Below are 22,218 nucleotides of genomic sequence, written 5' to 3'. Positions count from 1 at the left end.
TATTTAAAATTTCATCTTAAATCTATTCTCAAACTCTTCCATTAAACTTAACCTAAATTTAGGGTGGGCAATGTTTATAAGTTCCCTTGCTCTATCCCTTAAAGTTTTTCCTTTAAGTCTTGCTATACCGTATTCAGTCACTATATAATCCACATCATTTCTTGATGTGGTTATAGCTGCTCCCTCGTCAAGTAGTGGTACTATTTTTGATATGGTTCCACCTGCTGCCGTTGAAGGTAGCGCCATGATAGATTTTCCATTCTTACTCATGTTAGCCCCCCTTACAAAGTCAACTTGTCCTCCAACTCCACTTATTTGTGTAAGCCCTACACTTTCTGATGCAACTTGTCCAGTTAGATCCACTTGTACACAAGAATTTATAGATATCATGTTATCATTTTGCATAATGATATATGGATCATTTACATAATCTACAGGATGTAACTCAACCATTGGATTATCATCTATAAAATCATAAAGTCTCCTTGTTCCCATAAGGAAAGTTACAATCATTTTTCCTGGATTGATAGTTTTTTTCTTGTTTGTTATAACCCCAGCTTCCACAAGCTCTACTACTCCGTCAGATATCATCTCTGAGTGTATTCCTAAATCATTTTTGTCCTTTAAAAATAAAAGCACTGCATCTGGAATAGCCCCAATGCCTAGCTGAAGAGTTGCTCCATCTTCTACAAGTGATGCACAATTTTCTCCTATAGCTTTTTCAACATCAGTTATCTTAGGAGGCTTTAATTCTATTAAAGGGTGAGATGCTTCTACTATATAATCCATATCAGAAATATGAACAAAACAATTTCCTAGCGTTCTTGGAAGTTTATCATTTACTTCTGCAATTACAAGTTTTGCACATTCTGCAGCAGGCTTTATATAATCACTAGAAACACCAAGACTACAATATCCATGTTTATCTGGAGGAGTCACTTGAATTAAGGCTACATCTACAGGTATATAACTTCTTTTAAACAAATCGGGTATTTCATGAAAAAAACATGGGGTATAATCTGCTCTTCCAGAAGCCACTGCATCCCTGGTTCTAGCACCAACAAACAAAGCATTGTGTCTAAAATGTTTTTCCATGCCGATATTTACATATTCCATCTTCCCCATAGGCAGCATATGAATAATCTCAACATTTTGATAGCTTTCCTTATTTTCTACCATAGCCTCAACGATTGTGGATGGTTCTGATATAGCATGTCCAACAACTACCTTGTCTCCTGATTTGATTGCGCTTACAGCTTCTTTTGCAGAAACTAATTTAGCATTATAGAGTTCTCTCCAATCCATGTAAACATCACTCCCCCTATACTGACATTAATGTCATAAATTATATTTCTTTTTGAATCTTATGATAAGTTCACCTTACTTATTCTTTAATTTTAAAATAATTTTATATTTAAAATTAAAATTTAAGAGTATTCATTTATAATTCTGTATAAAAAAAGAAGTTGATATAAGATTACATCAACTTCTCTTTATTCTTTTTCATATTAAAAGCGGTTATACTTTTCATTCCTGCCTATAAACTAAGAAAGAACATTAGCTATTCAAAGTTTCTTCTACAGCTACTTTATTTTTCTTCATATCTGCTAAAATAAAGTGTAATAAGATACCTATTCCTAATCCCCAAGCTGCGCTTTTTGTTACGATAATTGCACCCATAACCCCAGCAATACCTCTGTCTAGATCAGATTGACACATACTCATGGCAAGTCTTGTACAAATAAAACCTTGAACAAGCAACGTAAGGGCCAATGCTACTGGCAATACTGGTTGCACTAATGAAACAATTGGTATACAAGCTACAGATATAAATGTCATCCATCGGAAGGTTCCCATTCCTCCAACTAAAGAGTCCATAGCACCTCTACCTTCCTTATATCTCTCCCCAACAGCTGCTGTTACTGCTGCCCACAATGGTCCACATAAAGCAACATATGGATTAAATAATGCTTGAATTATATTTCTAAGTGCACTTACTAAGTTAGATCGATTAGCACTAAAGTCAATTTTTTCATCCTGTCTTGCTTCATCTGCCTCCTTTATAAGAGACTCACTTGTTACAAAATCACCAAAGGCGATTATATAAACCATTACTGCCATTGGTATTGCTGCAACAAAAACACTAATAGTTGGAAATCCAATGCTAAAAGGACTCAAGGTTTTAAATATTCCTGCAACATTTGGAATTTTAAATACAGTTCCGATTTCTATATTAGGTACTGGTAGTTCCTTTGCTATTGGTCCAACAATGATACTCAAAGCAACAGCTGGGAGCATTCCATACTTCCCGAGGTTATCCATAAATTTGTTTCTTTTTCTTAAGCTTTTAAAACTCTCAGAAAATAACAAATAATACGCAACACATCCACCAATGACAATCGCAATTGGATATTTTCCAAATCTGCCGCCTACTTTAAATTCTCCAATAATAGCAGCAAGACCTGCTCCTAAAAGAATACCCGCTTTAATGGATGTAGGAACAAAGTGTATTACCTTGCCTGCTAGGCCTGTTATACCCATTATTAAAAATATAATTCCCACCAAAAGTTGTAGTGCTATCAACGCTTGAACTCTTTCTGGCCCCTGCATATACCCTGTTAAAAATGCGGTTGTAAGCGGTATGGCTGGTGTAATCCACCCCGGAACCACAGGGTCTCCTAGTAAAGTGTGTAATAAATAAAGGAAACCATTGATAATAACCATACTCCAAGCAATTTCATAAGGTACACCAAGCACCTCCTCTAGCACCGGAATTGCTCCGAGGCATGTTGCGCACATGAGTATTGCTTGTAGACATTCAGACATCTCCCACTTATAGTGTATAAATGGCAATCTTATTTTAAACGGTCCCGCTGGAATATAAGGTTGTTCTTTTCCATACTCTCTTTGTAGAGCCATGATTAATCCTCCCCGCTTTTAAATATTAAAACTTGGCTTTAAATCTTTTCTCAAATTCCTCAATTAAACTTGGTCTAAAGTTTGGATGTGCAATGTTTATAAGTGCCCTTGCCCTATCCTTTAAAGTCTTTCCTTTTAGCTGCGCTATGCCGTATTCAGTAACTACATAGTCTACATCATTTCTTGACGTAGTTACAGCAGCTCCTTCATCTAATAAAGGCACTATCTTAGAAACCTTTCCTTTAGCTGCAGTTGATGGCATAGCCATTATTGATTTACCATTTTTACACATGTTAGCCCCTCTTACAAAATCAACCTGACCTCCAACTCCACTTATTTGCGTAAGTCCTACACTTTCTGAAGCAACTTGGCCCATGAAATCTACCTGTACACATGAGTTTATGGATACCATCTTATTATTTTGCATAATGACACATGGATCGTTCACATAGTCTACAGAGTACATTTCAACCATTGGATTGTTGTTTACAAAGTCATATAGCCTCTTTGTTCCCATAAGAAAAGTTACAACAATTTTCCCCGGGTGAATGGTTTTTTGTTTGTTAGTTATAACCCCTGCCTCTACTAGTTCTACTACTCCATCGGATATCATTTCTGAATGTATTCCAAGATCCTTTTTATCCTTTAGAAATAGTAGTACTGCATCAGGAATAGCTCCAATGCCTAACTGAAGTGTTGATCCATCTTCTATAAGTGCCGCACAGTTTTCTCCTATTGCCTTTTCTACATCCCTTATCTTAGGAGGTTTTAGTTCAATTACAGGATGGGAAACTTCCACCATATAATCTATTTCTGAAACATGTATGAAGGAATCTCCCATAGTTCTTGGCATTTGATCATTTACTTCAGCAATTATAGTTTTGGCAGATTCTGCAGCAGGCTTTGTGTAATCATTGGAAACTCCAAAGCTGCAATATCCATGTTCATCTGGTGTACTGACTTGAATTAAAGCTACATCTACAGGCAAATACCCTTGTTTAAACATCTTAGGTACTTCTGAAAAGAAACAAGGTGTGAATTCTCCCCTTCCTGAGGCTACTGCATCCCTAGTGGTTCCTCCTATAAATATAGAGTTGTGTTTAAAATATTTTTCCATGCCAGGCTGAGCATATTCAGCCTTCCCCATGGCTACCATGTGTACAATTTCAACATTTTCATAGCTTTCTTTGTTTGCCACCATTTCATCTATAAGTATTGATGGCTCTCCTACTGCGTGTCCAGTTATTAATCTATCGCCTGATTTGATTTTACTTACTGCTTCCTTTGCAGAAACAAGCTTACTATTATAAACTTCCTTCCAACTCACACATACCACTCCCCTTAAAGAATGTTTCATAGATATCTTCTATATCATTTTCAATACCTATATAATCTTTCTCACTTTTCATAAATAGCTTTTTGTATTTAGCTTTTAAATTTTCATGATTCGCACAGCAACTTGTGCATCCACACAAAACTAACACTATATCATAAATAATATTTTCTTTCCCAAGCTCTATGTTGAATTTAGGATACCTATCTTTTAATTTTGAAACTATGCTTCCTCTATCATACCTTGGATTACAGCCCCCACAGTACTTTATTCCTATATTCAATCCACTCACCTATTCAAAATCTTTCTTGCCATTTGGATTAATTCTTCACTGACCCCTTGTTCAACAACCACCTGTTTTATTTCAGGTATTTCTTTTTTAAGACTTGATTCTATTACATCTTCTACAGTATATTTTGCAGAAGGGCATCCACTACATTCTCCAAGTAGCCTTATACTTACCACTCCATTTTCCACACTTAAAAGTTTTACATCCCCTGAGTGACCCTGCATATAAGGTCGTATCTTTTCTTCGATTAATTTTTCTACTCTTTCAAACATAATATCAACCCTTCCTTAATCTCAGTTTTAGTCTTTTATTCTAGCAATAGCCTTTGCTAAAGCCTTTTTATGAGCTAAGTTACTTTGTCTTGCTATCATTATTCTTTGAGCTTGTGGTGAACCTGCACCATGCATGGATTCAGTTCTATATCCTACAGCTGCAGTTCCAAGTGTTAAGTTTTCTATAAGTCTTAATATTCTCATTCTGTTTTCTAGTGGCACTGATGACACACCTTTTAAGTATTTTTCTATATAGTGTCCTACTTCTGGACTTCTATAATCCTTTTCCGAAGGCATAGTAACCATTAATCCACCAGCAATATCTTCTGCAAGTCTTGCTATTTCATACGGGAATCTAGTTACATTTTGCTTACATACATTAGCAAGTAATAAATCTATTATATAGTTTCCTGATTCGGTTTTAGTTCCTTCTGCAGAACAAGCTATTCCACAAGCATATAATGTTTCGTTTAAATGGGTCATTTCTATTAATTTATCTTTTACATGAGATGCCTTATGAGCTCCATTATAATCTGCAGCAAGAGCAGTTGCTCCTATAAGCACATCACCAACACCAACTTTACATCCTCCATAGCTTTGTCTGTGATATCCCGCAAATCTTTCAACAAGCATTCCTGCAAATTCAGTTTCTCCATTTAAGAATATTCTGTCGTTTGGCACAAATACGTTATCAAATATAGTTAAAGCTTCCACTCCACCATACACTTTATTTCCTACATCTATATCTGCTCCTTCTTCTGATTTTCTTGAGTCACAAGATTGTCTTCCTATTATCATTGTTATACCTTCTGCATCTGTAGGAACTGCAAATGCTATAGCATAATCCTTGTCCTCTGGTCTCATAGCTATAGTTGGCATAACTAAAACTTCGTGGGAATTACATATCCCTGTCTGGTGAGCCTTTGCTCCTCTAACTACTACTCCATCAGGTCTTCTTTCAACCACTCTTAAATAAAGATCTGGATCTGCTTGTTTACTTGGTGATAAGCCTCTATCCCCTTTAGGGTCTGTCATAGCTCCATCTACTGTCAAATCATTCTTTTGTGAATACTCAAGAAATTTTTTAAAGTTTTCATGATAATTCGTTCCATATTCTTTGTCTATTTCAAAAGTTGTACTATATGTTGCATTAAAGGCGTCCATACCAACACATCTTTGGAAACAAGCTGCTGTTTTTTGTCCACAAAGTCTCTGCATTTTAACTTTCTTAACTAAATCATCGGTACTGTGATGTATATGTGAAAATCTGTTTATCTTTTCTCCTGTCATATGTGATGTAGTTGTCATTAAATCCTCATATTCAGGTAACTGAGCTAATTCATATGTTGCTTTTACTGAGTTTAATGATGGACGAAGTACAGGATTATCTACTGGATTTTCCACCTTTTCTCCAAACATATAAACATTTAAATTAAGCTTTCTTAAACTTTCTACATACTGTTCTCCTGTCATTAGTGACATCTTTAACCATCCCCTTCATAAATAAAATAATTGAAGTTCTGCTTTTATGCATTAATAAATTAAAAAATTAAATCTTTACACCTTATATATTAAGCAAGTAACATGCCAAAGTTTAATTAATAAATTATATATAACAAATAATAATTAAAAATCATTTAAAATAGATAGTTTTACACTTATTTTATATAAAATATCAATTTCTAAAGGAAAAAGAATCGTTGCAGTTCTACAACAATTCTTCTTCCTTTTATTAATATTCACTAAAAACGGTTTCACAATGAGCTATTTATAGACTTTTGCAAAAATGCAACATGTTTTATTCTTGCAACACATACTTTTCTCCATACTTTTTACGCTTTCTTACTAAAGTTGATGCATCTATCCCTAAAGATCTTGCCGCATCTCTTACATTCCCATATCGTTCAAAAGCATTATTTATAAATTTAAGTTCTATCTTTTCTATCACTTCTTTAAGATTTACATCTTCCTCACAATCTTTTAACTTTCCATCTAAAATCCCAAGTTTATTCTGTATAGGAAGCTCACTTTCAAGTATTTTGTCAGAGCTACTCATTATTACTACTCTCTCCACTACATTTTTAAGCTCACGTACATTTCCCGGCCAGTTATATTCTGTAAAACAATTCATAGCACATTTGGTAAAGCTTTTATTAAGTTCATATTTTTTATTTAAACCTTTAAGAAAATGCTCAACAAGAGGAGCTATATCACCTTTCCTATCCCTTAATGACGGAATAACTATAGGCACTACATTCAATCTATAATATAAATCCTGTCTAAAGATCTTTTTTGCTACCATATCTTCAAGATTTCTATTTGTAGCTGCAATTACCCTAACATCTATTTTTATAGATTTTACTGAACCAATTCTCTCAACTTCTCTTTCTTGAAGAACTCTTAGAAGTTTTACTTGCATGTCTAAAGGAAGCTCACCTATCTCATCTAGAAATATGGTTCCTCCATCCGATATCTCAAAAAGACCCATCTTCCCTTCCTTATTTGCTCCTGTAAACGCACCCTTCTCATATCCAAAAAGTTCACTTTCGATTAAATTAGTAGGTATTGCCCCACAGTTTATCTTTATAAATTGTTTCTTGCTTCTTTTACTATTTTTATGTATGTATTTTGCTACTTCTTCCTTACCTGCTCCCGTTTCTCCTAAAAGTAGGACAGTAGTATCTACATTAGCCACTCTTTTCGCCATTCTCAGTGTATTTAACATATTCTTATCTTCTGCTATGATATCTGTCGAATTCAAAAGTTGACTTCTCATAGCTTCTATCTCCGAATGATACTTCTTAGATAGCTCTCTGTGTTTGGCCAACTGCTCATTAAGTTCATACAATTGAGTTACATCACGAACATTAGTAACTACCATAGTGATTCGCCCACTGTCGTTAAATATAGGACTTCCAGAAACTAAAGCCTTCTTACCAGTTTTAAAAGACTGATTAATAGTTATAGACTTCTTAGTTTTAAGCACCTCTAAAGTTGCAGAGTTAGATATAACTCCATCTCTGACGAGTTCCCTCATATTTTTACCCAGCATATCTTCTCTCTTTAGCCCCGTTATATTTTCATAAGCCCTATTTATCTTTATAGTATTTGCATCTGCATCAGTAATATATATACCATCATATGAAGATTCAATTACTGCATCAAAGTCTATCACAGGCCTACCCCCTAAATATATTTTTATATAAATTTATTACATTTTAATTGTTATCATTTATCACCTTTTGTTAATAAAATCAAATTCCATTTTAAGCAATATTATACATTTAATTTAAGTTTTCTTCAATGCAAAATAAAAATGCAAAGGACTTTTAAGAAGCCGATAGGTAGTATACAGTAAATATATATTTTCTAAAAAAATATTTATAACTAATTACTGTTTACTAGTATAGGTTTCTAAAATTCTTTGCACTTCTTATAAATTAAAAATTTTAAAAAAATCACTCATAAATTTTTATAAGCTCTCCTCAAGGCTTAGTGAACACCATCTTAAAAGTTCATGCATTACCATCATTCCATCCCATGGATAATCATATATATTCATACTCCCTAATGCTATAACCCTATCTACTCCCCTCTGAGTAACTTCCTCTGTAAAACTCAATGCTTTATTTTTATCATTAAAAGCAATGCCTATAGTTTGTATTTTAGAAGTTATCAAGTTTTTTATATCAAATACATTGGATACTTCTTTTAAAAATACAGTTCTATATCCTATAGGTTCTTCAAGGGCTGTATTGTCATTTACAAGTATTGTGTAGTTAAAGCTTTTAGAGTTATAAAGCATTTTATCTAAACTTAATCCGTATTCTCCTCTTTTATTTATTATTTTAGCTGCGGCTCCTTGTTCTATATACTTTACTGGATACTTTCTAGATATTTTGTTGAACATTTTTGCAAATCTATTACATACTTCATCTAAAGATATAATACCCTTTTCTATGAAAACAACATGTGGTGATGAACAGGCCTTTTGATTAAATGTAATTATATCTATTGCAAGCTTTTCAAGATATCTTTCAAGTTCAATACTTTCTACGGCTTCCCTGTCCATTACTGCAAAGGAATACTTAGGTCCAAATATTATATCCTTACAAGTGGTCTTTTGAGTAAGCTTTTTTACCGAGTTTAATGCTTCTTCTCCACCCCAAAAAACGCGTCCGTCAGCAATGGAGGACATTTTATTATTCAGACTAAAATTATCACTTTTAAAATATATAATCGAAATGGCCTTTAATAAATCTTCTCCTCTATAATAAATATCATTTAAGTTTACTTCAACTTCTTTTAACGGCTTTAAAAGCCTTAAAGTGATACCTATAAGTTCTTTAGGAATTCTAATCAAATTAGAATTCCTACAAAGCAAAGATTGTATTAAAGAGTATATACCTAGAGTTCCTACATTTCCTGCAATCCAATGGCATATAAGGCCCTTTCTTTGAGCTTTTATATATTTTCCATTCCCAACATCTACAAAACCATTTAAATAATTCTTATTTCCTGTACTTAAATCAACCATTTTATCTATACTATTTTTCTTTAAATAAAATGTTAAAAAAGCCGTTCCTTCTTCCCTTAACAGCTCTTTATCTCTAGAGATTTTTTTGCTGTACTCATCTATTAAACTTATTATTGCCTCTATAGGAAAATCCTTTATATTATCTTGCCCAAAATCAAGTTTGCTTTTAATATCATCAAAGTCTGTAAAACACCTAGGGCTTTCATAAAATTCTCCACTTAAAGAATAGCATTCAATCATTTCCTACCTTCCTTTCAGCAAAAGTATCTCCGCAACCTCTTACTTCGGACTTCTCTACTCTAGATAAAAACCTAAAATACTTCCCTTTCCTTCCACACTTGCAATCATCTACCCCCATAAATATTCCTATATCCTCTGTGAGTATTGCCTGAGAGGGATAACTTGTGGAGAGAGTACTCATTACTTCAATAAATCCTTTTTCCCCAATTTCAACCTCATATAGAGTATTTAAATCTCTTATTATTATCTCAGCAAAATCCGGTACATGCTTATTTCCACATTCACAGTCTATAAATATTACTCCAAGCTGTTCTACCATTCCATAAAAATCAAGTACACCTTTACATTGCATATTCAATATATAACTGCATGTTTTAGAAAACTCCTCCTTAGACACCTTTCCTTCGGTGAGCTTTTTCCATCCACCGCTATGCAAAAGCGTCGCCTTTGGGAAATTAAAAGTCATATTGTTTTCTTTTAATTTACTTATAAACTCACTCCAAACTATAAAAGTAAACCCATATATAATTACTTCTTCATCCCCATAAAGTCTTTCAAATTCTCTTATTCTATCTAAATTTACACTTAATTCATCTCCATTCTTATCCATTGCATATACTATCTTACTTGCAAAATTACTTATCCCTCTTACCGCTGCTCCTCTTGCTGTTAAATTGGAGCTATTTTTATTTATATCCTCACTATCTATTATAAGTACAGGCCTTCTCTTTTCTCCTAGAAAATTTCTTAAAGTAGATATAAGCGCCTGAGTTTGTCTTATGGAAGTTTGCCTATCTATATATATCTTACTTGGTATACCTGTGGTTGTAGCACTTGATTCTAGTACTCTTATTATTTTTTCTTCATCGCAACTAAATAACTTAAATTGTTTAAACATATTTACAGGTATAAAAGGTATATCTTCTAATCTATTAAAATAATTTGTATCAAATCCTGCCTTATCATACATGCATCTTAAGTTTCGATTCTTCGTATTATTTTCTAACTGTTCTTTAAATATATCTATCAAAACTTGCTCTTTCTCACATTGATTTTTATTGAATTGTTTATCAAATATAAGAGTTTCAATCAAGTTATCACTTTCCATTTTAGTCACCACCTCTGCAATAACCACCTGTGAGGTTACTCCATTTTATGAAAAGGCCTCTGGCGATTCCACTTTATTACAACTGATTAAAAAGAATTTTTCCAGAAGAATTCTTAGGAAGACTTGAAACAAACTTAATATATTTAGGTACTTTATATCTTGGCAGCTTATCCTTACAGTACGTCTGTATATCTGTAAATGTTATGCTACTTCTCTTGGAGACCACTACCGCTTTTACAGCCTCTCCTAAGGTATCATCTTCCACTCCTATAACAGCGCATTCTAATACGTCTTCAATTTCTAAAATTACATCTTCTATTTCCTTAGGACTGATTCTATTCCCCCCACTTTTTATTATATTTTTTTCTCTAGCTATAATATATATATACCCATCTTCATCTACAATTCCTAAATCTCCTGTATAAAGATAACCGTTCTTTAACACCTTATTAGTTTCTTCCTTATCATTGAAGTATCCCTTCATTATATTTTTTCCTCTAGCAACTATATGCCCTGTTTCTCCTGGCTTAACCTCCTGGCCATAGTGATTTATTACCTTAAGCTCTGTCCCAGGTATTCCTCTTCCTATAGAACCTAGCTTATGCTCTAAAAGATCTGGTGGAAGATATGAAAGCCTTGCTGTAGCTTCAGTTTGTCCATACATTATATAAATTTCTACTTCTTTTAGCATATCCATAAGCTCTTTTATAAATATATTAGGAAGCCTTCCCCCCGCTTGAGTAATATATCTTAAAGAAGGAAACTCGCTTTCTTTTATATTAGTCATTTTTAAAAGTATTTGAAAAGTACTTGGCACTCCTGCAAATCCTGTACATTTATACTTATTTATATCATCTATAACTGTTTGAGGAAACATGAATTTATTGTTTATAACTAAACTTCCACAAACTCTAAAGTGAGTATGGAGGAGAGATGTTCCATAGCAATAGTAAAATGGGAGTACAACCTCTACTCTATCCTTACTAGTAAGTTTTAAATATTGTATTATTGAATTAGTATTATAAATCAAGTTATTGTGAGACAGCATAACTCCTTTAGGCTTTGCAGTTGAACCTGATGTAAAAAGAATTACCGCAATATCTTCTTCATCTATATTAGGCTGATCTTCCTCACTTAAATCATCTTTTATATTTCTTTCATGAAAAATGTATTCAATATCTTTTTCTGTGTATATATTTATTAAATTTTTATTGATTTCCTTTATCTTATTTAAAAGCTTATGCTGTACAAAGATATCTTTTATAGAAAGTTCATTTATTATATATTCTATATCCTCCAAAGATATAGAAGGATTTATAGGTATGCATATTCGCCCACTTTTTATAATCGAAAAATAGCAGGTTATAAAAAATGTTGAGTTTTCCGATATCAAGAGTACAGGTTCATTATTCTTGTTGCATTTTAGCATACAAGCTATTTGTAAAACCTTTAAATATATACTTTTATAGCTTATTTCATCTTTATCAATTACTGCTACATCTTCGCTATCTTTGGAGTACTGGAACACATAGTCAGTAAAGGTCATATCTCAACACCGTACTTTTTAACTATTTTTTTTATATCTCTTATAGTGTACATTCTAGATGCATCTAAAACATCTATAGATAATCCAAACTTTTCTTCAAGCCCAGTTACAAGTTCAACTTGAGCTAATGAATCCCATGACTCAATTTCATCTGGACCTAAGTCATCGATTAACTCTGATTTATCCTTAATATTAAATACATCACATATTAAATTATTTAACTTATCTAAATTTGTCATAATAAATTCCCCCTAAAATAAATATTAATAATCTTACTAATTAAACAAGCAAATTTTATACCAATTAATATTATAACTTTATGAATTTTAATTAATTCATAAGATTAACTATGCTTTAAAACTATTATTATTAAAACTCTCAATTTCATGAATATAAATTAAAAAGAACTCGTTGCATTTTTGCAACGAGCTTTACTATATAAATCCCTTAATTGTATAATTAGTAGTATAAATAATACAAGCTTGATTGTTGCAATATTGCATCGAGATGTAATATTGCAACAATTCCATTTAAAAAAATATCATATCCAAGTCCTTTAATATAAGTTTCTTCAAAAAAAACAATTGTATTAAATCTATAGTTATATCGTTTACCTTTGTATTATATATTTTCTTGCTTAAAAGTACTTGTATATCTAAAAAATTTAACACTTCATATTTATCTAAATCTAAATTATTCTCAATTTCCTCATATACATGAGGTTGATAGTACCGCCTGGTACCTCCACAAGGTCCTCATCCGGGATTTATTTCGCTGGCCGTTAAGTCTATTATCAGCGACTTAATATTCCTTTTGTCTATATAATTTAATGCCTGCTGTGTTATATCTATATTCAAAGTAATCACCTCCCATAAATTATATGTGATTACTTCTTTACATAGCATTTATCATACCAAATTATAACTTTTAACTTGAAACAGTAACTTGAGAATCAACGCTGCTCCACTTTCCGCATCTATCTCCTAAATTGCCTATAATTACGCCATCACTTTTTATGCTTATTATTTCACATCCATTGGGGCATCCCGTGCATTCAAAGCTTTCTGAGTTAAATACACTTTCAGAAACATTAAATCCTTTAAAATTAGTATACCCCTGAGCCTTTACTGTTTCTTTACTTAAAATTGCAGCTCCTATAGCTCCCATAAGTCCATAATGCTTTGGCACATATACATTGGTACCTAATGTTTCTTCAAAAACTTTTTTCATGCCTTCATTTGCTGCAACTCCACCTTGAAAAAATATCTTATCCTTAATCTCTTTTCCCTTGCCCACGTTATTTAAATAATTTCTAACTAGCGCTTCACAAAGCCCTCTTATTATATCTTCCTGTTTATGCCCTACTTGCTGTTTATGTATCATATCAGATTCTGCAAACACTGCACATCTTCCAGCAATACGCACAGAGTTTTTAGATTCAAGGGCCATTTTACCAAAATTCTCTATAGGTACTCCAAGTCTCTCTGCCTGCCTATCTAAAAAGGAACCCGTACCTGCTGCACAAACCGTATTCATTGCAAAATCTGTTACTATTCCGTCTTTAAGTATTATTATCTTAGAATCCTGACCACCTATTTCAATTATAGTTTTTACCTGTGGGTCAATCTCCAACGCTGCTACAGCATGGGCTGTTATTTCATTTTTTACCGAATCCGCTCCTACTAAAAATCCAGAAATCTTTCTTCCACTTCCTGTAGTTCCTACGGATCTTATATCTTCACCTCTGTATTTTTCTCTAAGTTTTCTAAATCCATCTTGAATAACCTGTATAGGTCTTCCTTTAGTTCTTAAATATAATCCATCAACTACATTACTTTCTTCATCTATTAAAACTATATCAGTACTCACTGATCCTACATCAATACCCATATAATACATTATTACCTCTTCTCCTTTCTAACAAATCAGCAAAAGCTTCTATCCTTGTATCAAATCCTGCCTGCCCAGTCATTTCATCTACCACCAAAGTCATAATAGGAAAATTTTTATCACTAGCTATTGTTGGTAAAATTGACTTTGATACAATTTCCGGCATACACCCCATTGGCAGTATTTGAACAGCTCCATCGAATCCATTTTTATGTGCAAGTACTGCCTCTCCAACACACTCTCTACTATGCCCACCGATATACAAAGGAAGATATTTTTTAGAAGCCCTTCTTATGTTTATGGAATTTAATTTAAATGGAGATAGTACAGTATTTTTAACCCACCAACTTGGAGTTAAGCTCTTTTGAGTAGATATTCCCATATCCATAAGTTTATCTTCAATATACTGGTTTGAAAATGGCTCTAATATAGTATATATTTCTCCTATTATAGCTATTTTAATGGGCTTTCTATGTTTATCTAGCTTCACATTGTCTAGCTTTTCTTTATACTCCATAAGTACTTTAATCATCTCTTTAGATCCTAAAGCACTTAAGGCTTTTTTCTTACATTCTCTTAATAGCCTTTTACACTCTCCCCTATTTACCTCATACCCTGAAAGAAGCCTTGCTTTTCTCTCTATTCCATCTATTAGATTTATAATTTTATATCCCTTTAAAACTGCTACTATCTTTTGGTTTCTTAATTTTTTTGAATACTTTCCTATCTCTGCTATCCTGCTTAAAAGTTCATCTTTTCCTATACTTCCTGGCGCATCTATCACTATAAACTTAACGTTATACCCTAGCTTTCTTAATATATTCATTTGTAATTCACAGTACTCTCCATATCTACAGGGCCCACAGCTTCCAGGCAAAATTATAGTATCTGCTCCATTTTCAATACTTTGTATGTAAGCTCCCATCATTATTTTAAATGGGAAGCACATTTCTTCTGGGGAACTCTTCACACCCATTTCAAGGCAAGTTTTATTGCTTACAGGTGGCAAAACATATTCTATCCCTATGTCATCAAATATAGCTTTTACAGCAAAGTATGTATTCCCAAGTTGCGGAAAAGTTACCTTCATATCACCTCTGCCTCCTTTCTTTTCAGCATATCTGTAAATGCTTCTAGCCTTGTAACAAAACCTGCCTCCCCTGTCTGCTCATCTATCTTAAGCTCTAGAAAAGGAAATCCTTCTATTCTATGTTTTATAAGATCAACTACTACAGAGTCTATGCCACAAGCAAAAGATGAGGCATATATTATTCCATCGGCTAGCTTGTTTTCAGCCATATATGCTCCAAAACCATAAGAATTTCTTGCAAAAGTCCAAAATGGTTTTTTAAATAGCTTTTCTGACTCTTTATTTATATAAGAAGTCCCTATATGTTCTTCTGTGATAACTCCTATTCCTAACTTATTTAGCTTTACTACTAAATTCATATTAATATAGCTATCATACAAATTATAAGGATGCCCTATTAATGCCACCTTTATTTTAAATTCCTTATCATTTAATCCACCTATATATCCATTTTGTTTCTTCAATGCTGTATTAAAAGCCTTATTAATAACTACTATATTTTTAGTAAATTTAGCACCTACCTTAAAAGCCCATTTCTTTAAACTTTTTAAACTATCAGCATATATAGGCTCTGAAATTATCGTTGGCATATTAGGTATACTATTTTGAACCATTTCTACAAGTCCACAAAATTTAGGACATATATATTCATTTTCATAAAGCTTCATTATTCTAGGTATGAATATAAAATCACACTTATCTCTAAGATAAGCACAATGCCCATGGAATATCTTCATTGGTACACAAGCTTCATCTACACAATATCTAACCCCTTCATTTAATATATCTTTATTTGTATTAGGAGATAGTACTATTTCCAAGCCAAGCTCTTCAAAAAAAGTTATATAAAAATTATAATATCTATAAAATAAAAGTCCCTTAGGAATACCAACTTTCAAATTTAACACCACCTTGCTTAATAAACTCAGTTTTCTATTAAATTCTTGACAAGTTTTTATTTTTTATACAAAAAAAGAAAAGCCTCATAAGAGACTTTTCACTTTTCTAGCACCTAGTACCTATATTCCTAAATTAAGAACTTTAGTACAAATAATGCAGCAACTATATATGTTGTTATTGTTACATCCTTGTATTTTCCTGTGAGTACCTTTAATAATACATAAGATACTATTCCAAATACTATACCATCAGAAATACTGTAACTTAAAGGCATTATAATTATTGTTAAGAAAGCTGGAATAGCTTCACTAAAATCTTCTAACTCTATTTCCTTTATAGGTGATAGCATGAATAATCCAACTAATATTAAGGATGGCGCTGTAGCTGCTGCCGGTATCATTAAAAATAATGGTGATAAAAATAATGCTATTGCAAACATAATTGCTGTGGATACTGCTGTAAGTCCTGTTCTTCCACCCGCTGCAACTCCCGAAGCACTTTCAACAAATGTTGATACAGTACTTGTTCCAAAGCATGCTCCCATAGTAGTTCCTATAGCATCAGATAAAAGAGCCTCTTTTGCTCTTGGAACATTTCCTTCTTCATCTAACATTCCAGCTTTAGTGGATACTCCTACAAGTGTTCCTACAGTATCAAACATATCCATAAATATCAATGTAAATAATGCTATTGCCATATCAGAACTAAATATATTATTCCATTCAAATTTCATAAATATAGGTGCTATGCTTGGTGGCGCACTTATAATCTCGGTAGGAAACTTAGTAATTCCCATAGGTATTCCTATAAGTGTAGTAGCTATAATTCCTAAAAGCAATGCCCCATTTACATTTTTTGCAACCAAAGCTCCGGTTACTATAACTCCTACTATCCCAAGTAGTGCTGTACCAGAAGTTATATTGCCTAGTGCAAGTATTGTTCCTCCATCCTTTGGGTGAAGTACTATGCCTGCATTTTCAAGCCCTATAAACGCTATGAAAATTCCGATTCCAACCGAAATTGCTTTTTTTATATTAGTAGGTATTGAGTTTATTATAGCTTCTCTTACATTAAATACTGTAAGCAGTATAAATATAATTCCTTCTAAGAATACCGCTGTTAATGCAAATTGCCAAGTGTGACCCATTCCTATAACTATAGTATATGCAAAAAATGCATTAAGTCCCATTCCTGGTGCTTGTGCAAATGGAAGCTTTGCGTATATCCCCATAATAAGTGTTGATATTACAGATGCTAAAGCTGTTGCTGTAAATACAGCTCCAAAATTCATTCCAGCATCCTTTAATATATTTGGATTTACTATCAATATATATGCCATTGTCATAAAAGTCGTAATACCTGCAAGAATTTCAGTCTTTATATTAGTTTTATTTTCAGATAACCCAAAGTATGAATCTAAAAAGCTACCTTTTAATTCTTGTGAATTTCTCATCAAATTGCCCCTCTTTCATTATAATTTTATGTAGTAAATTGTATAATTCAATCGAAAACATGTAGTTTTTTGAAACCACAATTTTATATATTACTAGATACCGAACTATAAGTCAACATTTTTTTACGAACGTTTTCGTTCATTAACTTTATTATTATTTGCCATAAAATGATAAATGCAAAAGTAATTTTGTTTATACTTTTGCATTTAAACATATAAAATAATTATTAACTTTTTTACTTTTTGGATTTGCCCTTAGCCTTTCCCTTATTTTTATCCTTTTTACCATCATTGTCCTCATCTTCTTTATTATCGTCGTTATCTTCTTTATTGTTTTCTCCATTTGTGTTGATATTATCATTTTGTTCATCTGTATTATTTTCTATAGTAGGGATGTCGCTTTCCTCTAAGTCTACTATTTCTAGATTTTTATCAAGACCTTCATTTATATTATTAACATTGTCCAAATTTTCCCTTGTATTAGCCTTACTTTCCTGATAACTATATATCAAGCTATACGTTCCTATAATAATTAAGGTAGTAATTAAAAAGAATATTAGTAAGCTTTTACGTAAAGATTTCTTTTTAGTGGATTTTGAACTATCTTCCTCGCTTAAAAATAATCTAGTTCTTAAAATTGTAGCTTCTGTTTCTGAAACCTTATGGACTTCTTTACTCATTTCTTTAATAGAACTATATCTTTCTTCAACCTTAATTTTCATTGCCTTTTTTATTATTTCTCTTATATCTATATTTACATTTTCATCATAGTTCTCATCATATAATGGTTCTAATGCCGTAGATGGCCCTTTACCAGTAAGCATAAAATATATTACAGCACCTAAAGCATAAATATCTGTTTGTATAGATGATTGTCCAGTACCATAAAATTGTTCTGGGGCTGCATATCCCCTTGATCCAATATATACTGTATCACTTTCTTGACCTGGCTTATATACTCTTGAAATTCCAAAATCTATTAAAACTACCCCACCTTCTGGAGTTATCATTATATTAGAAGGCTTTAAATCTCTATGTATAATAGGAGGGTCAAAGCTATGCAAGTATTCTACTATTTCACCCATTTCTGATGCAATCCTACATATCTCCTCAGTAGTTAAATTACCTTTTCTTTTAACATATTCCTTTAAGTTCTCACCCTCTATATAATCTTCTACCATATACAAATTATCATTTTCATAAAATATATCTATAATCCTCGGAATACCTGGATGTTTTAGCTTCTTAAGTATATTAGGTTCCGCTAAAAAATTAACATTACTTTTTACTTCCTTTGGGACTTCCTTTATCGCCCATAAAGTATCCAAGTTTATATTCTTGCACAAATATACGCTTCCCATTCCACCTTGTCCAATAATCCCAATAACTTCGTATTTTCTATCAAGAACACTTCCTTGTTCAAGCAAAAAAACCCCCCTCTTTCATTCAAAAATACTCCCATAAATCTATACGGAATTTTTTTGCAATTTGAGGGGGTAATTTATTTTATTTTTTGATTTTAATTAACAAGACCTAACACTGTTGATTTATTATGTATAATAACTTCTCCAGTCTTTGTAGAGGATATTTCTCCAATTGATAATGCACCTATTACTTTATATTTTAATTTCTTTTGAATATTTTTAAGTTCTTCTTCAAAGTTACCTTCTAAGAACATTGCTCTTGATATACAATTGAAAAGCATAGGTTGATATTTTTCTGGAGCATTTAAGGAAATTTGCTCCGCTATTTCTAGTGAGGAGCTTAAAAGTGAATTTTTATCTCCCTTTAATATATACACATCACTGCCTTCAGGTATATTAGCTACACAAATGATCTCTTCATTATCTGTTATGCTAATAGGATCTCTTACTATTAATTCATACTTTCCCTTTTGCACTATTCCAAATGGATGGTCTTTAGCATATATAAAGAAATCTGATTTATATAATGTTATTCTTTCGACTTCTTCCATAACATCTCTGTATATATGAAATGCACTGTATCCATCTATTTTTGATATTATATTTCCATGAGACTCTGTAACAACATAAGGTCCATCCAATTTATTCCAACCATGTTTTACTGCTATGTTTGTTTTATTTTTTATAATACACACATAAGCTACATCCTGATAAACTCCCTTATTATCGAATATGCATGTTCTTTGCTTTAGATCGTAAAATCCTGCCCCTCCACCAATATAAGTTACCTTATTTCCAACCTTATCATATATAGTATCCATTAAATCCTGAACTTTAGGAGAAAGCCCATCTGCTAAAACTAAAACTGTATTATCTTCTATAAGTGACTTATCCATCTTAAACCTCATAAGATATGGTAATACTATAGATAAATAAACAGGCTCGTATTTTTCTATAATAAATCCCTCTTCTAAGCACTTATCTTCAACCAATAGCCTAGGATATATTCCACCAAAAAATCTTATATCTTTGTTATTTAAATATTCTCTTACTTCCCATAAATCATTACTGCTTTTTTCTCCCACAAGTATCATTAATGCATCATTTTGTTTTAAGCTTAAATTATCAATATAGCCTTTTACCTCTTCTAATGTTTTTAAAAACATCTACTCCACCCCTTAACTCCCTTTAATCATTACCAGCATTACTTCATGTTAATTTTTACCCATGCTTATATTATAATACATTTTAAACCATATCTCACCATAAAATTCATTATTATCCCAAAATTCAGCTTATTTTTCATCTTTTATAATTAGATAAATATTGTTAAAATGTATATGCATGCTTTTCACAGAGGGGTGTTCATATGAATAAAGCAAAAATACATTATTTATATCACGATGGATTTGCAGTAGAAACTCAAAACTTCTTTTTGATATTTGATTATTACTATAATTGCCCTCAAAATTTAGACCCAACATTGGAAAATGGGGTTATAGATATTCCTTCACTTAAGAGTAAAAAAAATATATACGTATTTGTATCTCATGCTCATCATGATCATTTTAATGATGTGATTTTTAGCTGGAGTGACATAAACCCAAACATTAACTATATTATGAGCTGTGATGTTCCTTTACGGGATTATAAAAAGAATTATCATTTTATATTTGCTAACAAAGAACTTATCTTTCAAGGAATTAAAATAAAAACTTTTGATTCCACAGATATCGGAGTATCCTTTTTTATAGAAGTTGATGGATTAACCATTTTTCATGCTGGAGATTTAAATTGGTGGCATTGGAAACATACCTGTATAGAAAATCAAGAGACTATGGAACTAAACTTTAAAAAGGAAATATGGAAAATAGCTGAAAAAAAAATAAATGTAGCCTTTTTCCCCACGGATCCAAGGCTAGAAGAATTTTTTCATATAGGAGGGGAGTATTTTATAAGTAAAGTACATCCAGATTTATTTATACCAATGCACTTTTGGGACGATTATTCTATGCCACAGAAGTTTTATCGTAAAGTTAAAAGTGGTAAAACAAACATAGCTAAGATTTCAAAAAGAGGAGAAATTATTGAGTTTTAGTAACCAGTAATCAGTTCCGAACGTTTTTAGTAGCAAAACTAAATTTACTAAAACTTGAATACTGGTTACTGGTTACTAAAAAAGGACATCTGCCTTATACTGTTATCACTAAGCGAAGACACCGTAAGACCAATGAGCCTAATACTATCTTCAAATACTATTGCATCTAATATCTCGCAAGATACTTTAAATATATCTTCATCACCATCAATATAATTTAGCAGTGTTTTGCTCCTTGTGTGATTTTCAAAGGATGAGGTCTTAATTTTTACTGTTATAGTTTTTCCTAACAATCCTTTGTTTTTCAGATAACAAGAGACCTCATTTGAAAACTCCCTTAAATATCTCTTCATTTCATCCTTATTTTTAATATCATTTTTAAGAGTAGTTTCACGTCCTACAGATTTCCTTTCTCTAGTGATTTCAACTTCTCTTTTATCTATTCCACGTATTCTTTCATAGATTTCTACGCCAAACTTACCGAAGTATTCAAAGAAAAAATCCTGGGGTAATTTATAAAGGTCTTCTACAGTATAAATTCCTATGTTATTTAATCTATCTCTGGACTTTTTACCTATTCCATGAATCTTAGAAATAGGTAACGGAAGTAAAATACCCGGAATCATATCCTTTGTAATTATCATTATTCCATTTGGCTTATTCCAATCCGAACCCAGTTTTGCCAAAAACTTGTTATAGGAAATCCCCATAGATATAGTTAGTCCTATTTCTTTTTTTACTCTAGATTTTATATAATCTACAGCATCCATGGTGTTTATGTTTAAATCTGATATGTCTAAATAGGCTTCATCGATAGATACCGGTTCCACTTTAGGGGTAAGCTCATAAAGTATATCAAATACCTTATTAGAAATTTCCTTATATCTTTCATGTCTAGTAGGAAGATATATGCCCATTGGGCATTTTTTTCTAGCCATAAATATTGGCATAGCAGAATGAACTCCATACTTTCTTGCTTCGTAAGAACAAGTTGCAACCACTCCTCTTTCTCCAATCCCCCCTACTATTACAGGTTTTCCCTTTAGCTTTGGATTATCTAATTCTTCAACTGATGCAAAAAACGCATCCATATCTACATGCATTATAACTTTATCCATA

The 22,218-nt window shown here is 32.2% G+C and carries 19 protein-coding genes; 1 reads left to right on the top strand and 18 read right to left on the bottom strand.

What is annotated here, in order from left to right; genetic code table 11:
- Positions 1–3 precede the first annotated feature (3 nt).
- From BSD9I1_RS01955 to BSD9I1_RS01875, 17 genes are all read right to left on the bottom strand, one after another.
- Positions 4–1,305 carry an acetyl-CoA hydrolase/transferase family protein gene (locus BSD9I1_RS01955; protein ID WP_186428891.1) on the bottom strand — a complete coding sequence of 434 codons (1,302 nt, stop codon included), beginning with the start codon at positions 1,303–1,305 and terminating at the stop codon, positions 4–6.
- 252 nt (positions 1,306–1,557) lie between these two features.
- Complete coding sequence (locus BSD9I1_RS01950; RefSeq protein ID WP_186428890.1) at positions 1,558–2,919, bottom strand: hypothetical protein; 1,362 nt, start codon at positions 2,917–2,919, stop codon at positions 1,558–1,560.
- 25 nt (positions 2,920–2,944) lie between these two features.
- The gene (locus BSD9I1_RS01945; RefSeq protein WP_186428889.1) at positions 2,945–4,246 is read right to left on the bottom strand and encodes an acetyl-CoA hydrolase/transferase family protein; all 1,302 of its coding nucleotides are present in this window, start codon (positions 4,244–4,246) and stop codon (positions 2,945–2,947) included.
- A complete protein-coding gene (locus BSD9I1_RS01940; protein ID WP_186428888.1) occupies positions 4,224–4,535 on the bottom strand; it encodes a hypothetical protein in 312 nt (103 codons plus the stop codon). The genes BSD9I1_RS01945 and BSD9I1_RS01940 overlap by 23 nt, the downstream gene beginning before the upstream one ends.
- A gap of 5 nt (positions 4,536–4,540) precedes the next feature.
- Positions 4,541–4,813 carry a NifU family protein gene (locus BSD9I1_RS01935; RefSeq protein WP_186428887.1) on the bottom strand — a complete coding sequence of 91 codons (273 nt, stop codon included), beginning with the start codon at positions 4,811–4,813 and terminating at the stop codon, positions 4,541–4,543.
- A 27-nt stretch (positions 4,814–4,840) separates the two neighbouring features.
- Positions 4,841–6,295: a 4-hydroxyphenylacetate 3-hydroxylase family protein gene (locus BSD9I1_RS01930; protein WP_186428886.1), complete on the bottom strand. Its 1,455-nt coding sequence runs from the start codon at positions 6,293–6,295 to the stop codon at positions 4,841–4,843.
- Positions 6,296–6,611: 316 nt separating this feature from the next.
- The gene (locus BSD9I1_RS01925; RefSeq protein ID WP_242966381.1) at positions 6,612–7,988 is read right to left on the bottom strand and encodes a sigma-54-dependent Fis family transcriptional regulator; all 1,377 of its coding nucleotides are present in this window, start codon (positions 7,986–7,988) and stop codon (positions 6,612–6,614) included.
- Between the two features lie 297 nt (positions 7,989–8,285).
- A complete protein-coding gene (locus BSD9I1_RS01920; protein WP_186428885.1) occupies positions 8,286–9,590 on the bottom strand; it encodes an acyl-CoA reductase in 1,305 nt (434 codons plus the stop codon).
- Complete coding sequence (locus BSD9I1_RS01915) at positions 9,583–10,698, bottom strand: acyl-protein synthetase (protein WP_186428884.1); 1,116 nt, start codon at positions 10,696–10,698, stop codon at positions 9,583–9,585. The genes BSD9I1_RS01920 and BSD9I1_RS01915 overlap by 8 nt, the downstream gene beginning before the upstream one ends.
- 76 nt (positions 10,699–10,774) lie before the next feature.
- On the bottom strand, positions 10,775–12,244 hold the full coding sequence (locus BSD9I1_RS01910; RefSeq protein ID WP_186428883.1) for an AMP-binding protein: 1,470 nt from the start codon (positions 12,242–12,244) through the stop codon (positions 10,775–10,777).
- Positions 12,241–12,483: an acyl carrier protein gene (locus BSD9I1_RS01905; RefSeq protein ID WP_186428882.1), complete on the bottom strand. Its 243-nt coding sequence runs from the start codon at positions 12,481–12,483 to the stop codon at positions 12,241–12,243. Before BSD9I1_RS01905 ends, BSD9I1_RS01910 begins: the two co-directional genes overlap by 4 nt.
- A gap of 688 nt (positions 12,484–13,171) precedes the next feature.
- Positions 13,172–14,143 (bottom strand): acyl-CoA dehydratase activase, encoded by a 972-nt coding sequence (locus BSD9I1_RS01900; protein WP_186428881.1) that lies wholly within the window; start codon positions 14,141–14,143, stop codon positions 13,172–13,174.
- Positions 14,124–15,224, bottom strand: a complete 1,101-nt coding sequence (locus tag BSD9I1_RS01895) for an acyl-CoA dehydratase activase-related protein (RefSeq protein ID WP_186428880.1) — start codon at positions 15,222–15,224, stop codon at positions 14,124–14,126. Before BSD9I1_RS01895 ends, BSD9I1_RS01900 begins: the two co-directional genes overlap by 20 nt.
- Complete coding sequence (locus BSD9I1_RS01890; protein ID WP_186428879.1) at positions 15,221–16,123, bottom strand: acyl-CoA dehydratase activase-related protein; 903 nt, start codon at positions 16,121–16,123, stop codon at positions 15,221–15,223. Before BSD9I1_RS01890 ends, BSD9I1_RS01895 begins: the two co-directional genes overlap by 4 nt.
- 128 nt (positions 16,124–16,251) lie before the next feature.
- A complete protein-coding gene (locus BSD9I1_RS01885; RefSeq protein WP_186428878.1) occupies positions 16,252–17,577 on the bottom strand; it encodes an NCS2 family permease in 1,326 nt (441 codons plus the stop codon).
- A 236-nt stretch (positions 17,578–17,813) separates the two neighbouring features.
- Positions 17,814–19,004 (bottom strand): serine/threonine-protein kinase, encoded by a 1,191-nt coding sequence (locus BSD9I1_RS01880; protein ID WP_186428877.1) that lies wholly within the window; start codon positions 19,002–19,004, stop codon positions 17,814–17,816.
- A 92-nt stretch (positions 19,005–19,096) separates the two neighbouring features.
- A complete protein-coding gene (locus BSD9I1_RS01875; protein WP_242966380.1) occupies positions 19,097–20,167 on the bottom strand; it encodes an FIST signal transduction protein in 1,071 nt (356 codons plus the stop codon).
- Between the two features lie 203 nt (positions 20,168–20,370).
- On the opposite strand from BSD9I1_RS01875, the gene BSD9I1_RS01870 reads away from it, so the two are divergent.
- Positions 20,371–21,099 (top strand): MBL fold metallo-hydrolase, encoded by a 729-nt coding sequence (locus BSD9I1_RS01870; protein WP_186428876.1) that lies wholly within the window; start codon positions 20,371–20,373, stop codon positions 21,097–21,099.
- A 65-nt stretch (positions 21,100–21,164) separates the two neighbouring features.
- Here BSD9I1_RS01870 and BSD9I1_RS01865 read toward each other — a convergent pair whose 3' ends face one another.
- A complete protein-coding gene (locus BSD9I1_RS01865; protein WP_186428875.1) occupies positions 21,165–22,217 on the bottom strand; it encodes a DNA polymerase IV in 1,053 nt (350 codons plus the stop codon).
- Position 22,218 lies beyond the last annotated feature (1 nt).

The organism is Clostridium sp. BSD9I1, from assembly GCF_900185645.1.
Classification (GTDB): Bacteria; Bacillota; Clostridia; order Clostridiales; family Clostridiaceae; genus Clostridium_AK.
This window is presented reverse-complemented; position numbering and strand designations above follow the sequence as displayed.

Coding starts and splice junctions, on each gene's coding strand:
- BSD9I1_RS01955 (WP_186428891.1), bottom strand. CDS start 1,305: ATGGATTGGAGAGAACTCTATAATGCTAAATTAGTTTCTGCAAAAGAA.
- BSD9I1_RS01950 (WP_186428890.1), bottom strand. CDS start 2,919: ATGGCTCTACAAAGAGAGTATGGAAAAGAACAACCTTATATTCCAGCG.
- BSD9I1_RS01935 (WP_186428887.1), bottom strand. CDS start 4,813: ATGTTTGAAAGAGTAGAAAAATTAATCGAAGAAAAGATACGACCTTAT.
- BSD9I1_RS01930 (WP_186428886.1), bottom strand. CDS start 6,295: ATGTCACTAATGACAGGAGAACAGTATGTAGAAAGTTTAAGAAAGCTT.
- BSD9I1_RS01920 (WP_186428885.1), bottom strand. CDS start 9,590: ATGATTGAATGCTATTCTTTAAGTGGAGAATTTTATGAAAGCCCTAGG.
- BSD9I1_RS01915 (WP_186428884.1), bottom strand. CDS start 10,698: ATGGAAAGTGATAACTTGATTGAAACTCTTATATTTGATAAACAATTC.
- BSD9I1_RS01910 (WP_186428883.1), bottom strand. CDS start 12,244: ATGACCTTTACTGACTATGTGTTCCAGTACTCCAAAGATAGCGAAGAT.
- BSD9I1_RS01905 (WP_186428882.1), bottom strand. CDS start 12,483: ATGACAAATTTAGATAAGTTAAATAATTTAATATGTGATGTATTTAAT.
- BSD9I1_RS01900 (WP_186428881.1), bottom strand. CDS start 14,143: ATGTATTATATGGGTATTGATGTAGGATCAGTGAGTACTGATATAGTT.
- BSD9I1_RS01895 (WP_186428880.1), bottom strand. CDS start 15,224: ATGAAGGTAACTTTTCCGCAACTTGGGAATACATACTTTGCTGTAAAA.
- BSD9I1_RS01885 (WP_186428878.1), bottom strand. CDS start 17,577: ATGAGAAATTCACAAGAATTAAAAGGTAGCTTTTTAGATTCATACTTT.
- BSD9I1_RS01875 (WP_242966380.1), bottom strand. CDS start 20,167: ATGTTTTTAAAAACATTAGAAGAGGTAAAAGGCTATATTGATAATTTA.
- BSD9I1_RS01870 (WP_186428876.1), top strand. CDS start 20,371: ATGAATAAAGCAAAAATACATTATTTATATCACGATGGATTTGCAGTA.
- BSD9I1_RS01865 (WP_186428875.1), bottom strand. CDS start 22,217: ATGGATAAAGTTATAATGCATGTAGATATGGATGCGTTTTTTGCATCA.